Here is a 20,949-nt window from a genome sequence, read left to right as displayed (position 1 = left end):
CCCCTGCTTTCGCAGGGGAACGGTCAGGCGGGTGTCGCTGCTGGATCGGAAGACGCCTTGATGTCGGGATACGGCATTACAACCGACCCATCGGGCGCTGCCATCATGTTGACCTGGGTCGGGAAGGCGATCTCGATCTTCTCGTCGTTCAGGCGCTTCAGGATGGCGATGCCGACCGCGGAGCGGCCATTGTAGAAGCTGGCGTAATCGGGGCCATCGCTGTCGAACTGCACCTCGAAATCGAGGCTCGACGCGCCGAACCCCGTGAACCCCGCGCGGATGAAGATCTTGTCGTTCGCCTCGACCACCTCCTTCAGCAGCGCCGGGAGCCGCGCGCAGACGTCCGCCGGGGTGAAATAGGTCACGCCGATGACGAACTTCGCGCGGCGGTGGTTGCGCTGCGTGTTGTTGAGGATTTCCTTGTCGAGCAGGTTCTTGTTCGAGATCACGCGCTCTTCGCCGTCGATGCCGCGGATGCGCGTCGATTTCAGCCCGATCGCCTCGACGCTGCCCGAGGCGGTATCGTAACTGATCGAGTCCCCGCGCCGGAACGGGCGGTCGAAGATGATCGCGAGCGCCGCGAACAGGTCGGCGAAGATGCCTTGTGCGGCGAGGCCGATCGCGATGCCGCCGACGCCGAGGCCCGCGACGAGGCCGGTGACGTTCACCCCGAGATTGTCGAGCACGACGACCAGCGCGACCGCGAAGACCAGGAACGTGACGAGCAGGCGGATCAGGCCCATTGCGGAGAGCAGGGCCTCGCCCGAGTAATGCTCGGACTGGGTGCGGTGCTCGATGGCGCCGAGGATGATCTCGCGCACCCACACCGCCGCCTGGAACACAGCGGCGACCGTGAACAGGAAGCTGATCGTGGTCGCGACCTCGCCCGGCGTCGCCGCATAGCCCGCGACCAGCTTGGCGGCGAGCATGACGATGAAGAAATTGCTAGTCCGCCCGATCGCCTTGCCGACGACGATCCCCCAGCCGCCGAGCGCCTGAGGCCGGTTGCACAGTTTGCGACCGAACCGGCGTGCGGTGTGCAGTACGACGACGATCGCCGCGCCGGCTGCGGCCGCGATCAGGATCTGGAGCCAATAGGCCTGGACCCAGACGACGCTGGCGTTGACGAAGCCTTGCGCCTGCGCGCCGACATCGCCGGCGTCGAAGATCGGTTGTTTTGCGGCAGTGGAATTGGACATGGAAATACTCGTCAGGCCGCTTTTGCCAGGGTTGCTGTCGCGGGCGTGCCGGCTTCGAGGAACGCGATCAGGCCGCATTCCTCCCGGCTGAGAAAGCGCTTGGCGCGCGGAAGGCGGAGCGCCTTGCGGAAGGTCGACTGCCCCTGTTTCACAAGCGCGATGAGCGAGGGGTGAACATAGCTCTTCCGCGCGATCGCGTGCGTGTTGCCGAGCCGCAGGACGACGGGCTCGAGCATCGCCTTCAGGCTGAGGTCGCGTTCGGCCGAGGCGAGCGCCTCGAACGCGGCGACGCTGGCCGCCCAGGTGCGGAAGTTCTTGGCGGTGAAATCGGTGCCGGTAACGTCGCGGATGTAGCAGTTCACGTCGGTCGAGGTGACCGGATGCGCGACGCCCGCATCGTCGACCCACGCGAACAGATGCTGTTCGTCGAGATCCTGGCATTTCTTGACGAAGCTGCTGAGCGAGCGATCGGTGATCTTGAGCGTCCGCATCTTGCCGGACTTGCCCTTGTACTGGAGCTTCAGCGTCGCGCCCTTCACCTCGCCGTGGCGCTTGCGCAGCGTGGTCGCACCGAAGCTCTCGTTCGCCTCGGCATAGGCTTCGTTGCCGATGCGGATATGGCCGCCGTCGAGCAGGCGGATGACGGCGGCGACCGCGCGTTCGCGGGAGAGCGAGCGTTTGCGGAGATCGGCTTCGACCGCCTTGCGGATCTTGGGGAGGGCGTGGCCGAAATCGGCGCAGCGCTCGTATTTCGCGGCGTCCTGAGCCTCGCGGAAACCGACGTGATAGCGATATTGCTTACGACCCTTGTCGTCCCAGCCGACCGCCTGGATATGGCCGTTCGGCTTGGGACAGAACCACGCGTCGCCGTATGCGGGCGGCAGGCCGATCGCGTTCAGCCGGTCGATCTCGTCGCGGTCGGTGATGCGTTCGCCCTTGGCGTCCCAATAGCCCCAGCCGTTCCGCATCTTCTTGCGGGTGATGCCGGGCTTGGAATCATCGGAATACACGATCTTGATGGGCAATGCGGTGGTCCCTCGGGGCGTCCTGCGAACTGTCCTTGGAAATGTTCGGCAAGGCGCATCGTTCCGGAACGACCTTCGGACGGCGGTGTTGAGGAGGCACGGGATTTCATTGGAGACACGACATGGCCGACCTTTCACAGGCACGCGTATTGATCCTCGCCGCCGATGGTTTCGAGACCGTCGAGCTGTTCGAACCGAGGAAGGCGCTGGAGGCGGCGGGCGCGAAAGTGCAGCTCGCCTCGATCAAGATGGACCCGATCCAGGGCATGAAAGGCGATATCAACAAGGCCGAGACCGCGACGCCCGACCTGACGCTCGACGAGGTCGATACCGACGATTACGACGCGCTGGTGCTGCCGGGCGGGGTCGCCAACCCGGATACGATGCGCGTCCAGGAACGCGCGATCGAGATCATCACCGAGTTCATGGAGGACGGCAAGATCGTCGCCGCGATCTGCCATGCACCGTGGCTGCTCGCCGAGGCAGACGTGATCGACGGGCGTCGTCTGACGAGCTTCCCGTCGATCCGGACGGACCTGGAGAATGCCGGGGCGGACGTGGTGGACGAGGAGGTCGTGGTCGATGGCAACCTGATCACCAGCCGCAAGCCGGACGACATCCCCGCGTTCAACAAGGCGATCATCGCGGCGCTCGAAGAAGAACTGGCCGACGAACCGGTCGACTGATGTCCTGCTCCCCTCTCGCTAGCGGGAGGGGGGTGCCCGGCGCATCGGGCGGAACGTCTGTTCGCTGCGCTTGCGCGTGAGATAGGTGTCCAGGCCGATCTGCGCGCCGATGAGCATGTAGACGAACGGCTGGAAGGCGATGCCGACGAACGCCGCGCCGAACAGGTAGATGATCTGCCCGCTCTGCAGCGCGGCCGCGAGTGGCCCCGCCCAGGCGAACTCGCTGGCCGGGTCTGCGTACCGGCGGCGCAGGATCTCCATCCTGAACACGCCGATGAAATTGATCGCCAGCCATAGCGCCAGCCCGAGATAGCCCTGTTCGCCCAGCATCTCGAAATAGGCGCTGTGGAAGGCCCGCGCCTTGTCGGTCTCGACCCGCGGGCCGGGGGCCGACGCGCCGCCGGTGCTCTTCAGGTCGTAGCGGATGCGGTTGCCGCGATACGCCTCGAAGCCGCCGCCGAACGGGTGGGACTTTGCGTATTCGATGGTCCATTTCCACACCGCCAGCCGCGTCGAGGCGGATTCGTCCGCGTCATAGGTCTTGATCGTGTTCATCCGGTCGGTGAAGGCCGAGGGCAGGAACGGGATCGCCGCCAACCCGAGCGCCGCCACCGCCGCGAGGTACAGCGCCTTGCGCTTCACCGCGCGCACCGACAGCACCGCCAGCAGGCCGATGCACACGAGCCCGGTGCGCGTCGACGTGCCGACCGGGATCAGCAGGCATGCGAACACGAGCGCAAGACAGAAGCCCTTCACGCGCCAGTCGGGCTTGAAGATCGTGCCATGGGACATGAACCAGAAGATCAGCGGGATGATCGCGATCGCGACGGCGCTGATCGTGCTGCCCTCGTAAAGGCCCGAATTATTGTCGACCATCAGGTTCAGCTGGCCGTAGCCGCCTCCGCCGCTGGCGATCGTCTTGATCCCGCCGACGATGATGATCGACGAGGCGGAGAGGATCATGAACAGCAGCAGCGATTCGATCCGCAACCGCGTGCGCAGGGTCAGCGGCAGGAAGGCGGCAAAGATCAGCGTCTTCCAGACCCAGTCCCATTTCTCCTTGGCCTCGACCGGGAAATCCGCGCCGATCGTCGTCACCCAGCAATAGAGCATGAGCACCACGATCAGCACCTGTCGCCCGCCGACGCGGGTGTCGCGCTTGTCGTCGGCGAGGATCCACCCGCCGACCGCCAGCGCGACCGCGATCAGCGAGATCGGCACGCTGTTGAGCAGGAGGTAGGTCAGCCGCTGCGGCGAGACGATGTCGATGTACACGTAGACGAGCACCAGCAGGAACGGCCGCTTGAAGCCCATCGCGAAGAACGCGAGCAGGAAGGCGATGAACGCGAGATCACGCATCGCGGCGGGGTTTCTCGGTGAAGGCACTAGTCGTGCCGGGCGTCTTGTCGGCTACGTCGTGCGGGCTCGGCTCGCGGTCGAGGTCCGGTCGCTTGAGCAGCAGGAACGCGGCGAGCATCATCAGCCCGTGGCTGAGGCCGAGCGCGAGATTGTCGATCATGGTCCGGCCTCCTTCCCCCGAGGGCTTGCGAGTGTCGTGCGTAGCCATAGTCGGTTGACGCGCCGTTAAGCGATCTGTGGCAGACCGCGTCCACGATGCGTATTCTTCATATCCTCGATCACGGCCTGCCACTGCAAAGCGGCTACACGTTCCGCACCCGTGCGATCCTCAAGGCGCAGGAGGGGCTGGGCTGGACCGTCGCCGCGGTCACCGGCCCGCGTCATGGCGTCGCGCCTGCTTCGGTGGAGTCGGTCGACGGGCTGACCTTTCATCGTACCGCGGCGGGGGTGACGTCCGGTCCGGTTGGTGAGGTCGTGGGAATCTCCGCGTTCGCCAAGCGGATCGAGGCGGCGGTCGATGCCTTCAAGCCCGATATCCTCCACGCGCATTCGCCGGTGATCGACGCGCTCGCCGCGCTGATCGTCGCGCGCAAGCGCAAGCTGCCGCTGGTGTACGAGATTCGCGCATTCTGGGAGGATGCGGCCGTCGGCAACGGGACGGGGACGGCGACGTCGCTGCGTTATCGGGCGACGCGGGCGCTGGAGACCTGGGCGGTGCGACGGGCAGGCGGGGTGGCGGTGATCTGCGAAGGCTTGCGCGGCGACCTGATCGCGCGGGGAATCGCGGCGGACAAGATCACGGTGTCGCCCAATGGCGTGGACCTCGACCTGTTCGGCACGGCGCCGCCGCGCGACGATGCACTGGGGGCGGAACTGGGGCTCGATGGCGCGGATGTCGTCGGGTTCATCGGCAGCTTCTACGATTACGAAGGGCTCGACGACCTGATCGCGGCGATGCCGGCGCTGGTGGCGCTCAGGCCGAAGGCACGGCTGTTGATGGTCGGCGGCGGACCGAGGGAGGCGGCGTTGCGCGCGCAGGCGGAGGCGTCGCCGGTGGCGGACGCGATCCGCTTCGTCGGACGCGTGCCGCACCAGGAGGTCGAGCGCTATTACGGGCTGGTCGATATCCTCGCCTATCCGCGCAAGCGGATGCGGCTGACCGATCTCGTCACGCCGCTGAAGCCGCTCGAGGCGATGGCGCAGGGTCGGCTGGTCGCGGCGTCGGATGTCGGCGGGCACCGCGAACTGATCCGCGACGGCGAGACGGGCACGCTGTTTCCGCCGGACGATCCGCCGGCGATCGCGACGGCGCTGGCGGCGATGTTCGCGGATCGCTCGGGCTGGGACGAACGCCGTGCGCGGGGGCGTGCATTTGTCCGCGAAGAGCGTAACTGGTCGTCAAACATTCGCCGCTACGATCCTCTGTATCGGCGGCTGATCACGGCTGCTGCACGGGAAACTCGATGATTGCGCTGACCCGCCACAACTTGATCCGCGCGCTGCCGGTTTACGGCGCGGCGGTCGGCGGCCTGATCGCGGCGATCGGCGTCCTCGTGATGTCGACCGATACGCTGGAGTCCGCGGTGTGGACGACCGGCGTGGCGGCACTGGTGCCGGCCGCCGCCCCGCCGCTCGGGACGACCGCGCGCGCGCTGTTGGCGCTGGGGAGTGGCGCGCTGGTCGCGGCATTGCTGTGGTCGTCGCTGTTCCTGCTGTTCGGGCCGGGCGGGGTGTTTGCCAAGACGATCCCGCGCGAGGACGGCGTGCCGGTGATCCGCCGCGCCGACGCGCACCCCGACGCACCGCCGCGCAAGCCGATGTCGGCCGCGGATCTGGGTACGCCGATGATGGAAGTGGGTGTCGGGGCGGGTATCGGTCTCGGGCGCGACGAGCGGACGATCCCGTCCGATCTCGACCAGCCGCTGGCCTCGTTCGATCCGAACGCGATCCTGCCGGTGCCGATGGAGCCGGTGCGCCCGGTTGCTCCCCTGGTGCAGGCGATGGTTACGCAGGCGATGGTGGCGCCGGTGGTCGAGGCCTCGTCGACGGCGGAGCCCGACACGTTCGTGACGGCCCCGCTGGTGGAACCGGTCGCGCGCCCGGTTGAGGTGGCGGACGACGGGGTGGCGGAGGATGGGGCGCCCGAGATCAACGCGCCGACGCCGATCGCCCGCTCCGCACTGGCAGCGACCGAGCCGAGCACGCCGCCGACGATCGAGGCGCTGTTGCGGCGGCTCGAACAGGGCGCGCTGCGCCGGGGGCGCATCGGTACGCATTAAGAGGTGACGGTCCGATCCTCCCCCTGGCGGGGGAGGATCGCAGCATGGGCTGGCGTACCCGACACTGCCGAAAGCGCTGTTTCTCTCTTCTTCCCTCTGATACCCATAGCTCGAAAAAATCGAGGAGGGATCATGGCGAGTGCGCAAACCATCGTCGGCGAGCCGGAGCGGGGCGCGTCGCGCTATGCCTGGTACGTGCTGTCGGTCCTGTTTCTCGTCTACGTCCTGAACTTCGTCGACCGGCAGATCATCTCGATCCTGGCGGAGGACATCAAGCGCGACCTGGGGCTGAAGGACCAGGATCTCGGCTTCCTGTACGGCACCGCGTTCGGCGTGTTCTATTCGTTGTTCGGGATCCCGCTCGGGCGGCTGGCGGACAATTGGCACCGGGTCCGGTTGATGACGATCGGCTTGTCCTTGTGGTCGGTGATGACCGCGCTTTCTGGCTTCTCGCGGACCGGCGGGCATCTTGCCGCGGCGCGGATCGGCGTCGGCATCGGCGAGGCGACCGCCAGCCCATCCGCTTATTCGATCATCTCCGACTATTTCCCCAAGCGGCTGCGCGCGACCGCGTTGTCGATCTATTCCGCCGGATTATATGTCGGCGGCGGCTGTTCGTTGTTCATCGGCGGGCTGATCGTGCAGGGCTGGAACCGTGCCTATCCCGGCGGCGGTCCGCTCGGGCTGGTCGGTTGGCAGGCGGCGTTCATGGCGGTCGGCCTGCCGGGGCTGCTGCTCGCGCTGTGGATCGCGACGCTGAAGGAGCCGATCCGCGGGCTGGTCGAGGGCTTTCCGGAGCCCGAGAAGCATCCCGCACCGTTCCGTGCATTCGGTGCCGAACTGGTGACGATCGTGCCGCCGCTCACGCTGATCGGCGCGGCGATGGGCGGCGCGAAGGCGCTGACGTATAACCTCCTCGCGTTGGCGGTCGTGGTTGCGGCGGTGTCGGGGCTGATCGCGATCGGCGAGCCCTGGCCGCAATGGGTCGCGATCGGGATCGGGGTGTATGCGGTGTTCTCGTGGGCGTCCGCGCTGAAGCGGCGCGATCCACCGACCTTTGCGCTGATCGTCGGGACGCCGGCGTTCCTGTGCACGGTGGTGGCGTATGGGCTGAACGCGTTCCTGAGCTATGCGGCGAGTTTCTGGGCGGCGCCCTATGCGTTGCGCGAACTGGGCGCGACGCCGGCGTCGGCGGGGTTCATGATCGGCAGCCTCGGCGCGACCGCGGGATTCCTGGGGCTGACGATCGGCGGGGTGGTGTCGGATCGGTTGCGGCGGGGTAATCCGGCGGGGCGGCTGTGGGTGGTGATCTTCGGCGCGGTGGTGCCGGTGCCGTTCCTGATCCTCGCCTTCACCGCGTCGTCATCGACCGCGTTCTATACGGGGATCTTCCTCGCGCAATTGACCGCATCCTGCGCGCTGGGCGCGGCTGCGGCGACGACGCAGGACATGGTGTTGCCGCGGATGCGAGGCACCGCGACCGCCACGTTCTTCATCGGGACGACCCTAATCGGACTGGCGCTTGGGCCCTATATGGCCGGGCGGGTGTCGACGCTGACCGGGAGCCTGTCGACGGGCATGCTGTCGCTGCTGGTGGTGACGCCGATCACGCTGGCGTGTGCGGTCGCCGCGTACCGGCTGGCGCCGCGCGCCGAGGCTACGCGGGAGGCCAGGGCAAGGGCGGCGGGGGAGGCGGTTTAGCTCGAAGGGTGGCGTTACTCCCCGCTCCCCGTTCGTGCCGAGCGAAGTCGAAGCATCGGTGTGCGGGGCGTACCCTTCGACTTCGCTCACGGCAAAGGGGGGTGGGGCTGGCGCTCGGAACCTGTGCTTCGATACGAGCCCTCGTTACGCTTCTGCGAAGCTACTCGGTCTCTACTCAGCACGAACGGGGGTGGGGGACGGTGTGTAGCGATGTCGCGATCAAGCGACGAAAAGATGCCCCTCCCGCAACGCGGGAGGGGCCGCGCCTTTACCCCGCCTGGAACACGCCGCAGGCGATCCGTCCGCCGCTGTTGCCGGACGGATCGGTCATCATGTCGTCCGGACCCGCGTGCACCACGAACGCAGAGCCGTCCGCGTCCATCAAGCCCGCCATCGTCGCGCCGGGGATGGTGATCCCGACCGTGCCACGACCATCGGTGCCGATGATCAGGTTCGGCAGGTCGCCTTCATGCGGGCCCTGTGGGTTCATGGTGCCGTGCTTCATGCCGGTCGGGTTCCAGTGACCGCCCGCCGTCGTGAAGTCCGGCGCGTCGCAGCGGCCGACCATGTGGATGTGCGCGCCGTGCGTGCCGGGGGGCATCGCCTTGGCGTCGAGCGTGAAGCGGATACCGCCCGCGACTTCGGTGGCGGTCGCGCGGCCGACGTCGGTGCCGGTCGCGGTCTGGAGCATCGCGGTGGCGCGCTGGCCGCCCGCCATCGGCGTGCCCGTGTCCATCCCGGTCTTGTCGCAGGCGCTGAGGCCCATCGTCGCCGCGCCGAGCAGTGCCAGTGTCACAATCCGCATGTCGTCTCTCCCTGTTGATCTCTCTGCGAACCCTCCGCCGCCGCTCAGGTTCCGTCCGTTAGGTCGCCCAGCATATCGCCCGGTAGGTCGCCCGGCATATCGAGCGCCCAGCGTGCGACCGGTTCGTACGTCGCGCCGTCGCGCCCGAGATGGCTTTCGTACAGCACGAGATGGGGTAGCGGGAAGGACGCGCTGGCGAGACCCGCGTGCGTCGCCAGCCATTCGTCGACCGCAAAGCCGACGCCGGCCGATCGCGCCAGTCGTGCGACCGTTATGTGCGGCAGATACGCGCGGCGTTCGGGATCGAGTCCAGCCCGGACGCACGCCTGGTCGACCTTGCGGTGGAGCGCGGCGAGTGCGTCGTGCGGAGTCACGCCGACCCAGAGCGTGTCGGTTCGTCCGCGCTTCTCGAACCTGCCTGCGCCCGACAGCGATACGCTTGGCGCCGGTGCGACGATCTGGCTCAGCGCGATCGCGACATCCTCGGCGACCGGTCGCTCGACGGCGCCGATGAAGCGCAGCGTGATATGCAACTGCTCGTCGTCCTGCCAGCGAGCGGCGGGGACGCCCTCCATTATATCGCGCAAGCTCTGCCGGATAGCCGGCGGTGGGCGAAGGGCGACGAAAAGGCGGATCATGGATGGTAGCAGGTTAACCGCGAACGCAGGCGCCGATGCAACCACTCTGCTTGAAAAGCGTCCTATAAAAGACGATATTCACCGTAACCGGCATTATGCCGGACAAAGGAGCTGATTTCACAATGGCTAATTGGTCTGACCCCCGGCCCCGCGCCGCGTCGTTCGGAACGACGGCCACGGGCCAGCGTACCGAGGCCTATGACGCTGGTCTCCGGTCGTACATGCTGTCCGTCTATAATTACATGGGTTCGGCAGTCCTGCTGACCGGCATCGTCGCGATGCTGTTCGCATGGGGTGGCGCATCCTCGCCCGCCGCACAGGTGTTCATGAGCGGTGGCATTCTGAAGTATGTCATCATGTTCTCGCCACTCGCGATCGTGTTCGGCATGAGCTTCGGCCAGAACAAGATGTCGACCGGCACGATGCAGATGCTTTTCTGGGGCTTCGCGGTCCTGATGGGCCTGTCGATGTCGACCATCTTCCTGGTCTATAGCGGCACGTCGATCGCGGGTGCGTTCTTCGCCACCGCCGCCGGCTTCGCAGGGCTGAGCCTGTATGGCTACACCACCAAGCGTGACCTCTCGGCGTTCGGGACGTTCCTGATCATCGGTGTCGTCGGCCTGCTGGTCGCGAGCCTGATCAACATGTTCCTGCAGTCGGGCGTGATGCAGCTGGTCATCAGCGGCGTCGGCGTGCTGCTGTTCGCGGGCCTCACCGCCTACGACACGCAGCGTACCAAGAGCCTGTACGCGCAGGTTGCCGGCACCGACATGGTCGGCAAGGTCGTGATCATGTCGGCGCTCAGCCTGTATCTCGACTTTATCAACATGTTCATGTTCGTGCTGCGTCTGTTTGGTAGCAGCCGTAACTAACTCCCGCTAAGGGTGTGACGAACGCAGGGCTCGGCGGGACACCGCCGGGCCCTTTTCTTTTGGTTTCAGGACAGGAATGGGACGCGCGATGCGGCTCTCGATAGACGTGCGTCTGGATTACGGGATCACGGGGGACGCCGATGTGCTCCTCCAGATCGAGGCGGCGGCGATGGCCGACCAGACGATCGAGTCCGAATCGCTGACGATCTGGTCCGACAGCCCGATCCGGGCTGTTCGCGGCGAGGACGGGATCGGCCAGCGCTGCTGGTCGCGCGGTCACGGCCGCTTCACCGCCGAGTATAAGACGATCGTCGCGGTATCGCGCGAGCGCGTCCAGCTCGAGCTGTACCCAGCGACACCGCCGCGGATGCTCGACGGCGAGCTGACGCCCTATCTGATGCCGAGCCGCTATTGCCCCTCCGACCGTTTCGAAGGCTTTGTCGCGCGCGAATTCGACGGACTGGAAGGTGGCCCGCTCGCGGCGGCGCTCACCGAATGGGTATACCAGTCGCTCGATTATCGCTGTGGGTCGAGCAGCGGCGAGACGACCGCGCTCGATACGTTTGCTTCCAGGTCGGGGGTATGCCGCGACTATTCGCATCTGCTGGTGTCGCTGGCGCGCGCGGGCGGGATCCCGGCGCGGTGCGTGTCGGCCTATGCGCCCGGCGTCGATCCGCCCGACTTCCATGCGGTCGCCGAACTCTGGCTGGCAGGCGACTGGCGGCTGATCGACGCGACGAAGATGGCGACGTGCAGCGACATAGCGCGGGTGTGTGTCGGGCGCGACGCGACGGACATCGCGTTCATGACGGTGTTTGGGCAGGCGCATCTGTGGGAGCAGACGGTGAAGGTCACGCCGATCGATTGAGGCCTTTGGCCGCACCCTTGTTCTCCCGCGAAGGCGGGAGCCCAGTCCGGGTCCCCGCTTTCGCGGGGAAACAAAGCTCGCTTGGACCGTTGGTCATCGCCAAGATTAAAGAGGGACGTCGTAATGACCGACATAGACAAAAGCGCGCTGGACAGCCTTTCGGTAGCGCCCGACGACACGGATGCCGAGGAAAAGAGCTCAGGTCGCGATCCGCGCCAGGAGGCCGGGCAGGACAAGTCGATCGGCAAGCGTCTGCAGAAGAATCCGGACAGCGTGGACGCACGTCTCGACAACGGGCTCGACGAGTCGATGGACGGCAGCGATCCGCTTTCCGCCACGCAGCCAGGCTCCAATCGTGAACCGGCCAAGTCGTCGGGCTATGACGAGGATGCCGAGCGGGCGCTGCGCGAAAAGCAGGCTTAACACGCCTTCCTGCTTAGCGAACGGGCGCCGGTCGGCAACGACCGGCGCTTTTTTGTTGCCCAAACGCCTCGCAAGACGATCAAATCGCTTAGTTTCGTTCGGTTCGTCGCAGCCTTGTTGCAGCGCAACAGCTTTCATGGTCGCTTGGTGTTACCGAAAGATGACGCGCGATAGGGTCGTTGTTAACCATCCGGGTGCATAGTCCGCCGGTTCCTTGACGAGAGCGGGGTGACGACATGGCTTCCAGAATGAAACCGGCACAGGGCTCGATGACGCTGGCCGAGATGAAGGAATTTGCGAGCTTCCCGAGTTCGACGCAGCGCTACATCCGCCGCTCGCTCGACGTGGGGCTCGACCGCGAGGATGCGATGCTGCGCTGGTCGCGCGACGTGGTCGAGGCGGCCAGCATCCGGGCGCAGGCGCGGCTGTACAATTCGCTTCCCGATCTGCGCGTGATGGTACCCGACGATAGCGGCCTCGATGCGATCGAGCCGTTCCTGGCGCCGTTGATGACGCTGGTCGCGTTCGATCTGGGGCAGGGGCGACTGACGAGTTTCTCGGCGCTGCGGTTTCTGTACGAGCGGTTGATCGGGGCGGAGGTTCGGCCGTGGTTGCCGGCGGCGTTCTGCGCGGCGGCGGCGCTGCCGCACCTGCATCCGGAACTGCGGCGGAAATTGCTCCAGTCGATCAGCGAGGCGGCGGCGACCGCGTCGGGCTGGTCGAACCGACAGCCGGCATTCTTCCCGTATTGGGTGGAGAAAGTGGATTCGGGGACGACGCTGGCGAGTTGAGGTTGGGATAAACAACGATCCTCCCCTGGCGGGGGAGGATCCAATAGCTCATCGGCAGGCTCGCCAGCCCATCGAGCCGCGATCGGCCTGATCCAGATGCAGGTGATCGGCATGCGCGGCGTTGTAGTCGGGGGACAGCGTCGTTGCGAAAACCGTGCAGGCACCGTCGCGCACCTCGCGCAGGAAGGCCGACTTCGCATCGTCGCCCTTCCAATCGCGCGCGACGGTAATGCGGGTGCCGTCGGTCAGGCGGAAGCCGGCGATGTCGACCGCATCGGCGGTGGAATGCTCGCTCCAGTTGCCAGCATCGCGTCCGTAGATCCGCCGGCAACTATAGCTGCCGAAATGATCGATGCTTGCCACCCGCGCGCCGAAATGGCGTTCGGCTGCGGGCTGGACCACGTCCCATTCCCACATCGACAGCGCCGCGGCGACCGGGCAGGCAATGCCGAGCCCCGCAGGCACGAAGGCGATCTTACGCGCGCCGTCGGTCATCCGGATGCCGTCGGAATAGCCGCACTGGCCCTCGCCCTTGCGCGGCGGCAGGACCGTGTAGCGCACCCCCGCACGATCGAGCAGCGCGCGGCACTGCGGGAAATCCGCGGTAAGCGCGGTCAGCTTGCGCCCGGTGAACATCCCGACCGGCTGGCCCAGATCGAGCGGTGCCCAGGGCAGGTCCTGCGGGCGTCCGCGCGCCATCGACCACAGCATCAGCGCGATCGTCGCGACGATCGCCAGCCCTACCAGCCAGCCGAGGGTCAGCCGCACCGCCCGCATGTCAGCCGCGCACCGCGTCGGACATCGGCTCCGACGTCACCGGATAGCCGAGATCGTCGGGGATGCAGAGATGCTCGACGCCGTCGCGTGTCTCGGTCCACGGCGTCACGGTCCGCACGGGATGCGCACGCGCGTCCGCGACGGCCGCGTCGAAGTCGGCGAACCGGGCCAGCCGTTCGAGGTTGCGCCGGGTCGGAAAGATGATCGTCGCCCGTCCCGCATCCGCCTCCGCGAGTATGTCGGCCGCGGTCGCCCAGCACAGTCGCACATTCTCCGTCGCATCGACCCGGGCCTCGGGCGCACCTGCGGGCAACCGTGCAAGATAGAAGCGCGTATCGAATATCCGGGCATGCGCGTGCGCGGGCAGCCAGCGGGCGAAATATTCCAGCGCGTCGAGGTCTAGGCTGGTGCCGGCTTCCGCCAATGCCGCACCGAACGCAGTGCCGGCGTGGAGCGAGGCACGCAATCGCTCAAACATGGTCGGGGACGGCATAGGCGACAACCCGATGGGCAGCCCCGCCTCCTCGATCGTCTCGCGGATCGCGGCAATGCGGGCGGCGGTATCGTCATCGGCTCGACCTGTAACCGCAGCAAGCGCATGGTCGCCGGGATCGACCCGCCCGCCTGGAAACACCAGTGCGCCGCCGGCAAACACCATCGCCTTCGCCCGCTCGACCATCAGCAGCTCCGGCGGTCCGCCGGCGGAGTCGCGAAACACCACGAGCGTGGCGGCGGGCAAGGCGCTGGCGGAGAGGGCGGTCGGGGACAAGACGGGAGGAGGCGTTGCAGTCATGGCCAAGCGATAACGCGCGAAAGTCGGATCGGGTAGCGGCTCCTCGACCCTGGGCGGCGGCGACGGCCTGGGCTCTGGTCAGTCGGAGAGCATCGCGGCGAGGGCGGGGCTCAGATACTCCCGCGTCCTGCCCTCGACGAACGTGACCAGTCGCGCCGCGAGGCCGTGGTCGCGGGCCAGTTCGAGACCGGCCACCGGACCGAGCACGGTGAGCCCCGTGGCCCACGCGTCCGCCTCCATCGCGGTTCGGTGGATCACGCTGGCCGACACGATTCCGGTCTGGATCGGGCGACCCGTGCGGGGATCGAGCGTATGCGCGCCGCGCCGATAATCACCCGAGGTCGCGACCGCCATGCCGTGCAGCGCAAGGCGTAACGGGGGCAGAATCGTACCGGTCGGGGTTTCGAGATCGACCCACCAGGGATCGCCGTCGGGTCGCATTCCCGCGCCGACGAGTTCGCCGCCGATCTCGACGAGGTGATGGACGAACCCCGCAGCCCCCAACAGCGCGGCGACGGCATCGACGGCATGTCCCTTGGCGATGCCCGAGAGGTCGAGCGCGATGGCACCGGGCTGGTGGAGGTGCGCGCCCGTCGCGGACGTGGACAAGGCGAGGTGGCGCCAGCCCGACCGCGCCCTTGCCGCCGCGATCTGCGGCTCGCCCGGCAAGCCCGCGATCGGGATCGGACCGAAGCCCCAGGCATCGACGAGCCGGCCGATCGCCGGATCGAACGCGCCGCCGGTCGTCTCGGCGATCGCCAGCGCGTGCGCCATGACCTGCGCGAAGTCGGCCGGGAGCGTCGTCCATGTGCCCGCCGCCGCACGATTGAAGCGGGACAGCAGCGACGTCGGCGCCCAGTGGCTCATCTCCGCGACGATCCCGGCCAGCCGCGAGACGATCGCTCGGTGGGTTGCGGCCGGATCATAGCCTCGCGGGGCGGCGAACTTCACGTGCCAGCTCGTGCCCATCGTCTCGCCGCGCAGGGCGATCACGCCATCGGCCGGATCGGGCATGGCCGGCGCGATCGTCGCCGGCACCGCGATCCGCATGACGGGGAGGGACGTGCTCACCCGAGATCGTTTACGGCGTCAGCACTTCGAGCGTCGTGACGTAGCTCATCCGCCGTTCGGTCGCCCGCGGGCTCGTCGCCTTGGCATCGGTCAGCGTCGCGCTGAGCCAATACATGCCTGCGGTCGGCCAATCGACGCTGAGCACGCCGTCGGCACCGGTGGTCAGTTCGCGTGCACCCTCGTCGTTGCGATAGCGCTTGCCGCCGGGGATCACGGTGACCTTGATCCCGGCGGCGGGCTTGCCGTCGACCAGGAAACGAAACCTCGCCGTCTCGCCCGCGACCAGTTCGTCGGGATGGGTTACCGGTGCGAACTCCAGGCCCTTGCCGGTGGTCTTGAAAACGGTGGTGGTCGGCGCACCGGCGGTCACGAAAATCTCGTTGCGGCCGGTAACCTCGGTGACCTTCACGTCGGTCGCGTTGGCGGGAATGTCGGCGACCGTCAGCGGAGCGGGTGCGTTCGGTTGTGGCGGTCCGCGACGACCGAGGCGCTTTTCGACGCCGTCGACCTTGAAGCTGCCCATGACGGCGGACATCTGCGTCCCGATCTTCCAGGTCCCCGGCTTGTCGAGCTTCACGTCGAAGACCGAGCGATAGCGGCCGGTCGACCCGTTCTGCAGCACGCCTTCGCTGCCGTCGGGCTGCCATACCTTCATGCCGTCGAGCCGGAGCGGCTGATGGTCGAAGAAGAAGAGGTCGTTCGATACGGCGGCGTCGACCGTCACCCAGCCGTCGGTGCCTGAAAACACGGTGGCGGATGGCAGCAGCCACATGCGGTGCGCGGAGAGGGCGGCGGGGACCGACAACAGAGCGGCGGCGGCCATCAACCGTAAAACGATAGGCTTCATGATGGGATCCTTCAGCAAGCCCATCTCAGCGGGCGGAGACGGCGATGGCGCCAAGTTCGGTCCTGCCCGAGGTACGGGCACCGGCGGTCAGCGGTACGGAGACGAGTTCGCGGCCACCGGTCTCGCGGGCCGCTTCGACGGTGAGGATATAGTTGCCGGGCTTGAGATCGGCGGGCAGGGGGATGGTGTACTGGCCCGGCGCCCGCGTCGCGCCGCTGATGCCGTCGGCGGGCATCGTCAGGCTGCGGCCGCCCTTGCGCCACCATGCGCGCAGGTCTGCGAGCCATTTGGTACCGGGATCGTTGCCGCGCTTCTTCAGATCGTACCAGACCGCCAGCGTGCGGGGGGCGCCGCCACCGACCGGCTCGAGCCATAGCGCGACATAGGGCTTATGATATTCGGCAACGTTCAGCCGTGGGATGGTGATCGTGACGGCGCCCGCGGGCGCGGCGCTGACGGGCGATACCAGGGCGGGTGCGGTGACCGCACCGCCGAGCAACAGAATCGCGGTTGGACGCATGGCGAAACCCCTCAATGGATAAACAGGACGGCGAGCAGGACGGGAATGGCGAGGCCGGCGGCGACGATCGGCCAGGTTGCCGGTCGATGGCGTGCATGGAGTTGCAGCAGAAGCAGCCCGGTCACCGTGAACAGGATGCAGGCGCCTGCGAAGATGTCGATGAACCAGCTCCACGCCGCGCCCGCGTTGCGTCCCTTGTGGAGATCGTTGAGATACGAGATCCAGCCGCGATCGGTCGTCTCCGCGGTTATCCGACCGGTCGCGCGCTCGATGCTGATCCAGGCGTCGCCACCGGGTCGTGGCAGCGCGACATAGGCGTCGGTATCGGACCATTCGACCGACCTGCCTGCGGGATCGAGACCGACTGCGGTTGCTATCTCCTTCGCGACCGGCGCCGGAAGCGGTGCGTCCGCAGTGTGCGGAGCGGTCAGCAGGCGGAGCAGGGGCGCTGGCAGCATACCCGTCTTTTCGACGACCACCGGCTTGGCGCCGATCGTCGCGGCATGGTTGAGCGTGATGCCGGTGATCGCGAACAACAGCATGCCGACCAGTGACACTGCGGCACTGATCCAGTGCCAAGTGTGCAGTTGCTTGAGCCACCAGCCCCGCCATTTGCGCTTTCGCTTGGCGGCGACGGGCGGTGGGGCGGATCCCCGGTGCGTGGGAGGCTGTGGCGTGTTCACCGCCATCGCCTATCGCGTCGCCGAACCGGAATCAAGGCTATTGAGAATTGTTAGCAAAACGTAGTGAGGTGCTTTAGTCAGCGAACTCCGGCGATCGGGTAGGCGATCGATTGACGGTGGGGTTTGCCGAGGACGGGGCCAGCAGCAGGACCGACGGTGTCGCCGCGGGGTCGAACGCCCGAAGGTAGAAGTGGCCGGTGCCGGCAAGGCCCAGCATGAGGCTGGGGGATTCGCCGGCGCCGGGCGTGCCTGACGGCCAGGGGCGGCCGGTTGCGCCATAGGTGTCGATTCCGTGCCGGGCGATTTCGTCGACGATCGTTCGCGCCTCGACATCGCCGGTGGCCGTCGCCCAGCTGAGGAACAGTTCCGCGTCCCCGGCGGCGCCGTGGCACAGCGAGTAGTTGCAGCTGCTGCGGGCGAGCTGGCCGATCACGGAGCGTGCGGTGATCCGCAAGGCGGACTGGATCGCCGGCTGCATCGTCGCGTCGCCGGTGAGTTCGAAGGCACGGATGCGCGCGAGGCCGATGCCGACCGCGCCGTGACACCAGGCAGCGGGTGCGGCGCCGAGCGGTTTGCCGGCATCATGGCTGCGCAGGTCCGGCCATTGGTCGCTCGCAGCATCGAACCAGCTATCCTCATAGGCGAACGCGGCCCGTCCGGCCGCGGCGAACCGATCGTCCTGGGTTGCGGCAGCCAGTTCGAGCAGCGCCCAGCCGACGCCGCCCGCGCCGTGCGACAGGCCGGTCAGATTGGGGCGGCGTTGCGCGCGAAAGTCCGCGACCAGATCGTCCGCCAGGCCAGAGAGATCGACCAGTTCGGCCATCTCGCCCATCGCGTTCCAGGACAGGCCACGGTCGCTGGTTTCCGCCCCGTCGAGGAGGCGTTCCCCCGCGAGGATCGCCGCGTGCGTAAGCGAAGGCGCGTGTTGGGCTGCGCCGAGTGCGAGCAGGACGGGGATCGCGCCCGCATTGCCGGACATCACGTCGATCGCGACGCGCCCCTCCGGCGACAGCGCCACCGCGCGGTGGACCATCGCCAGGCCTTGCGCGACGAGGTCTTCGCGGTCGAGTGCGGAGCCGGCCTGCATCGCGGCATAACCGATCCCCAGAAACCCGGTGTAGAACCCGCGGTGGAGGGCGTCGGGGATATCGGCCGCGCGGTTCAGCGCATGCGCGATCGCGCCGGTTGCGGTTCGCGCCGCCAGCGGATCGCCGGTCGCCTGGTGCAGCCGCGCGAGGAACAGCCCGATCCCTGCGGTACCGTCGTACAAGGTCGGGCCCATCGTGCCGCAACCGAGCATCTGCGTGCCGGTGAAATCCTCATGGACCGGACCGAACCAGTTGCACCGCGCGCCATCCCACACCGCGTCGCGCGCGAGCCTGGTGCCGATATCGAAGGCGGTTTCGAGATATATCGGCTGCATGGTCAAGGGGCCGTCTGCCGCGGGGGCGCTGGAGGAACGTCGTACAGGTCGTCGGACCCGGGGTTGAGCCACAGGGCATCGGCGCGCAGGCCTGCCTCGGCGATCTTCGCCGTCAGCGCCTCGGCGAACGCGGTCGCGGCGAAGGCGTCATCGGCCCGCGATGCGGCGAGCGCCTGTGCGACCAGACGGCTGCGGGCCATGCCGAAACTCTCGCGGTTGCCCGGATCCTCCGCAAAACCCAGCCCGGGCGCGAGGCGCTTTGCGAACAGCGGCACGGGCGCATCGAGCAACGCGGCAAAGGCGGGGTAAGCCGCGAGGAGTATCGTCGATACCGCCGGGAACAGATGCTGCGCGACATACAGCACCGCATTGTCGCGACGGCTGTAATCGGCGCTGCGCACGACGATCTTGAAATCGAACGGTATCCGGTAGCGGTTGAGCAGGGCGGTCAGCCCGGCGACCAGATCGACCGCGCCGTCGATCCGCACGTTCCAGTAGAAGCGGACCATCGGTGCGAGATCGTTCACGTCGCGAAACGCTTCGCCGAACGCGTAATAGAAGCCGGCTTGCGCGGTGGTCGATCCGCCCGCGATCTGCACCGCCAGCGCGCTTCCCTTCGGCATCGGCATGACGCCGTCGATGGCGAGAAACTGGCCCGGTACGAACCGGCGCGTGCGGCCGTGGCGGGTCGCCAGTACGCTGCCGTTCGTGTCGATGCCGCTGAAGATCCAGCCCTGCTCGGCGCGCGATCGGCTGGTATTGGCGCGTTCCAGCGCTGTCGTCAGGTCGGCGGGATCGACCGCGGCGACGGCATCGTCCTTGGGAAATATCCGTGCATAGGCATGCTCGTACACCACCGGCATCAGTGCGGTCGCCAGCGCGTCTTCGGTCGCCGCGCCGTTGATGCGCCCGACCGAAACGTCATCGAGCAGGATCGCACCGTCGTCGGCGATCCGCAGTGCCGCCACGAAGGGGCCGAGTTCGGTCGCGGTGCCGGTCATGCCGCGATCGCCCGGTCACGTGCCCGATCGAGCGCCCGCGGGGCCGGATCGACGATCCCCAGCAATTCCTCCGCCACGCGGTCCGGATCGGCAAGGATGTTCAGGGCGGTCTGGGCGAGCAGGATGGCGGTGGAATCGGTCGTCTGGCTCCATGCGCTGCGCTCGAACGCAGTCACCATCATGCGCGCCGCCATCATGCCGATGCAGCGTTTGAGGAAGCCCGCGGCATCGTCGCGATAGGCGTCGCTGGCGGTGATGTACGCGGTCCAGAACGCGGCGATCGCGGGCTGGACCGATGCGAGTGGCACGGTGGCGCCTGCGAAAAGGGCGGCGGGGTCCGATCCGGCGGGCATCGAGCCGATCCAGAAGGCGAGATAGGATTGCAGCATGCTGCCGACATCCCAGGCCGCGTCGCCGATATCGGCCAGTTCCCAGTCGATGATGTAGAGCCGCCGATCGGCCAGTGCCTCGCCCTTCGGTGCGAGCAGGCAATTCTCCCACCGCATATCGGTATGGATCAGCGTATCGCGCTTCCACCCGTCGCGCAGTTCGCCGAGCATCGCACCCGCGCCGGGCGCCGCGAGCAAGATGTCGAGCAGCGCCGATGCCGCCGGACTGCGTCGCATGCTGCTGACATCCGCCTCGCCGTGGAGGCGCAGGATCCATGGCGACTGCTGGGGGAACAGCGCGGCTTGCGGTGCGCCCTCGATGAAGCGGATCGCGTGATAAGCGGACAAGGCGGTCCCCAGCCGCGCGGCGAGATCGATCGGGCAGGTCCCAAGCTTGCGGTGGACCGCGGTCAGCGTCTCGCTGTTCGGGATCAGGTCGTTGATCAATATGCCCTGATCGGCGTCGTAGAGCCGGAACTGCGGCAACAGATCGCGCAACGGACGCAGGCGGTCGTCGCCGAACGCGCCGCGATAGACCTCCGCCTCGCGCGCGATGGTCTCGCGCGTGCCCGGTTCGGTCTCGATCGCCTGCTTGATGAAATAGGCGGGGCCACTGCGCTGCTTGAGCATCACGAACCGGTTGCGGCTGCGGCTCATCGTCAGGACCATGCCGCCATCGACGATTCCGGCGCGGTCGATCAGGCCCTTGTCGGTGAGATAGCGTACGAGATTGCGGGTGACGATCGGGTCCATGCGGCCTGCCATATGAGAGGGAAAGCGCGAAGAACCGCCACTCCGC

The 20,949-nt window shown here is 67.3% G+C and carries 23 protein-coding genes; 8 read left to right on the top strand and 15 right to left on the bottom strand.

Features of this window, described 5'->3' with window-relative positions:
* Nucleotides 1-23 precede the first annotated feature (23 nt).
* On the bottom strand, nt 24-1,199 hold the full coding sequence (locus EQZ23_RS05750; protein WP_128453402.1) for a mechanosensitive ion channel domain-containing protein: 1,176 nt from the start codon (nt 1,197-1,199) through the stop codon (nt 24-26).
* An 11-nt stretch (nt 1,200-1,210) separates the two neighbouring features.
* Nucleotides 1,211-2,167, bottom strand: a complete 957-nt coding sequence (locus EQZ23_RS05745) for a DNA topoisomerase IB (RefSeq protein WP_128453630.1) — start codon at nt 2,165-2,167, stop codon at nt 1,211-1,213.
* Nucleotides 2,168-2,346: 179 nt separating this feature from the next.
* Between EQZ23_RS05745 and EQZ23_RS05740 the strand changes: the two genes are divergently transcribed.
* Nucleotides 2,347-2,910: a type 1 glutamine amidotransferase domain-containing protein gene (locus EQZ23_RS05740; protein ID WP_128453401.1), complete on the top strand. Its 564-nt coding sequence runs from the start codon at nt 2,347-2,349 to the stop codon at nt 2,908-2,910.
* Nucleotides 2,911-2,928: 18 nt separating this feature from the next.
* Here EQZ23_RS05740 and EQZ23_RS05735 read toward each other — a convergent pair whose 3' ends face one another.
* On the bottom strand, nt 2,929-4,269 hold the full coding sequence (locus EQZ23_RS05735; protein WP_128453400.1) for a putative O-glycosylation ligase, exosortase A system-associated: 1,341 nt from the start codon (nt 4,267-4,269) through the stop codon (nt 2,929-2,931).
* Nucleotides 4,262-4,429 carry a hypothetical protein gene (locus tag EQZ23_RS19745; RefSeq protein WP_164913386.1) on the bottom strand — a complete coding sequence of 56 codons (168 nt, stop codon included), beginning with the start codon at nt 4,427-4,429 and terminating at the stop codon, nt 4,262-4,264. Before EQZ23_RS19745 ends, EQZ23_RS05735 begins: the two co-directional genes overlap by 8 nt.
* 95 nt (nt 4,430-4,524) lie before the next feature.
* On the opposite strand from EQZ23_RS19745, the gene EQZ23_RS05730 reads away from it, so the two are divergent.
* The 3 genes from EQZ23_RS05730 to EQZ23_RS05720 all read left to right on the top strand — a co-directional run bounded on the left by EQZ23_RS05730 (nt 4,525) and on the right by EQZ23_RS05720 (nt 8,249).
* Nucleotides 4,525-5,736, top strand: a complete 1,212-nt coding sequence (locus EQZ23_RS05730; protein ID WP_128453399.1) for a TIGR04063 family PEP-CTERM/XrtA system glycosyltransferase — start codon at nt 4,525-4,527, stop codon at nt 5,734-5,736.
* The gene (locus tag EQZ23_RS05725) at nt 5,733-6,548 is read left to right on the top strand and encodes a hypothetical protein (protein WP_128453398.1); all 816 of its coding nucleotides are present in this window, start codon (nt 5,733-5,735) and stop codon (nt 6,546-6,548) included. The genes EQZ23_RS05730 and EQZ23_RS05725 overlap by 4 nt, the downstream gene beginning before the upstream one ends.
* 132 nt (nt 6,549-6,680) lie before the next feature.
* Complete coding sequence (locus EQZ23_RS05720; RefSeq protein WP_128453397.1) at nt 6,681-8,249, top strand: MFS transporter; 1,569 nt, start codon at nt 6,681-6,683, stop codon at nt 8,247-8,249.
* Between the two features lie 268 nt (nt 8,250-8,517).
* On the opposite strand, the gene EQZ23_RS05715 is transcribed toward EQZ23_RS05720, so the two are convergent.
* On the bottom strand, nt 8,518-9,054 hold the full coding sequence (locus EQZ23_RS05715) for a superoxide dismutase family protein (protein ID WP_128453396.1): 537 nt from the start codon (nt 9,052-9,054) through the stop codon (nt 8,518-8,520).
* 44 nt (nt 9,055-9,098) lie between these two features.
* Complete coding sequence (gene thpR / locus EQZ23_RS05710; protein ID WP_128453395.1) at nt 9,099-9,692, bottom strand: RNA 2',3'-cyclic phosphodiesterase; 594 nt, start codon at nt 9,690-9,692, stop codon at nt 9,099-9,101.
* Between the two features lie 122 nt (nt 9,693-9,814).
* On the opposite strand from thpR, the gene EQZ23_RS05705 reads away from it, so the two are divergent.
* The 4 genes from EQZ23_RS05705 to EQZ23_RS05690 all read left to right on the top strand — a co-directional run bounded on the left by EQZ23_RS05705 (nt 9,815) and on the right by EQZ23_RS05690 (nt 12,646).
* A complete protein-coding gene (locus EQZ23_RS05705) occupies nt 9,815-10,564 on the top strand; it encodes a Bax inhibitor-1/YccA family protein (RefSeq protein WP_128453394.1) in 750 nt (249 codons plus the stop codon).
* A gap of 88 nt (nt 10,565-10,652) precedes the next feature.
* Nucleotides 10,653-11,432 (top strand): transglutaminase family protein, encoded by a 780-nt coding sequence (locus EQZ23_RS05700; RefSeq protein WP_128453393.1) that lies wholly within the window; start codon nt 10,653-10,655, stop codon nt 11,430-11,432.
* Between the two features lie 123 nt (nt 11,433-11,555).
* Nucleotides 11,556-11,855 carry a hypothetical protein gene (locus EQZ23_RS05695; protein WP_128453392.1) on the top strand — a complete coding sequence of 100 codons (300 nt, stop codon included), beginning with the start codon at nt 11,556-11,558 and terminating at the stop codon, nt 11,853-11,855.
* Nucleotides 11,856-12,091: 236 nt separating this feature from the next.
* Complete coding sequence (locus EQZ23_RS05690) at nt 12,092-12,646, top strand: hypothetical protein (RefSeq protein WP_128453391.1); 555 nt, start codon at nt 12,092-12,094, stop codon at nt 12,644-12,646.
* A gap of 48 nt (nt 12,647-12,694) precedes the next feature.
* On the opposite strand, the gene EQZ23_RS05685 is transcribed toward EQZ23_RS05690, so the two are convergent.
* The 9 genes from EQZ23_RS05685 to EQZ23_RS05645 all read right to left on the bottom strand — a co-directional run bounded on the left by EQZ23_RS05685 (nt 12,695) and on the right by EQZ23_RS05645 (nt 20,903).
* Nucleotides 12,695-13,423 carry an extensin family protein gene (locus tag EQZ23_RS05685; RefSeq protein WP_128453390.1) on the bottom strand — a complete coding sequence of 243 codons (729 nt, stop codon included), beginning with the start codon at nt 13,421-13,423 and terminating at the stop codon, nt 12,695-12,697.
* A 1-nt stretch (nt 13,424) separates the two neighbouring features.
* The gene (locus EQZ23_RS05680; protein WP_128453389.1) at nt 13,425-14,216 is read right to left on the bottom strand and encodes an NUDIX domain-containing protein; all 792 of its coding nucleotides are present in this window, start codon (nt 14,214-14,216) and stop codon (nt 13,425-13,427) included.
* A gap of 78 nt (nt 14,217-14,294) precedes the next feature.
* Nucleotides 14,295-15,287 (bottom strand): FAD:protein FMN transferase, encoded by a 993-nt coding sequence (locus tag EQZ23_RS05675; protein ID WP_346427808.1) that lies wholly within the window; start codon nt 15,285-15,287, stop codon nt 14,295-14,297.
* Between the two features lie 10 nt (nt 15,288-15,297).
* Nucleotides 15,298-16,134 carry a DUF4198 domain-containing protein gene (locus EQZ23_RS05670; RefSeq protein ID WP_128453388.1) on the bottom strand — a complete coding sequence of 279 codons (837 nt, stop codon included), beginning with the start codon at nt 16,132-16,134 and terminating at the stop codon, nt 15,298-15,300.
* Nucleotides 16,135-16,159: 25 nt separating this feature from the next.
* The gene (locus EQZ23_RS05665) at nt 16,160-16,654 is read right to left on the bottom strand and encodes a DUF2271 domain-containing protein (protein ID WP_128453387.1); all 495 of its coding nucleotides are present in this window, start codon (nt 16,652-16,654) and stop codon (nt 16,160-16,162) included.
* 11 nt (nt 16,655-16,665) lie between these two features.
* Nucleotides 16,666-17,337, bottom strand: coding sequence for a PepSY-associated TM helix domain-containing protein (locus EQZ23_RS05660; RefSeq protein ID WP_240663292.1), 672 nt, complete (start codon nt 17,335-17,337; stop codon nt 16,666-16,668).
* A gap of 73 nt (nt 17,338-17,410) precedes the next feature.
* On the bottom strand, nt 17,411-18,760 hold the full coding sequence (locus tag EQZ23_RS05655) for a lanthionine synthetase LanC family protein (protein ID WP_128453385.1): 1,350 nt from the start codon (nt 18,758-18,760) through the stop codon (nt 17,411-17,413).
* A 2-nt stretch (nt 18,761-18,762) separates the two neighbouring features.
* Complete coding sequence (locus EQZ23_RS05650; RefSeq protein ID WP_128453384.1) at nt 18,763-19,761, bottom strand: T3SS effector HopA1 family protein; 999 nt, start codon at nt 19,759-19,761, stop codon at nt 18,763-18,765.
* Nucleotides 19,758-20,903, bottom strand: coding sequence for a phosphotransferase (locus tag EQZ23_RS05645; protein ID WP_164913385.1), 1,146 nt, complete (start codon nt 20,901-20,903; stop codon nt 19,758-19,760). Before EQZ23_RS05645 ends, EQZ23_RS05650 begins: the two co-directional genes overlap by 4 nt.
* Between the last annotated feature and the right edge of the window lie 46 nt (nt 20,904-20,949).

Origin of the sequence: Sphingomonas sp. UV9 (assembly GCF_004101245.1) — a bacterium.
Classification (GTDB): domain Bacteria; phylum Pseudomonadota; class Alphaproteobacteria; order Sphingomonadales; family Sphingomonadaceae; genus Sphingomonas.
The sequence above is the reverse complement of the archived record's forward strand: the minus strand, read 5'-3'. Positions and strand labels throughout refer to the sequence as shown.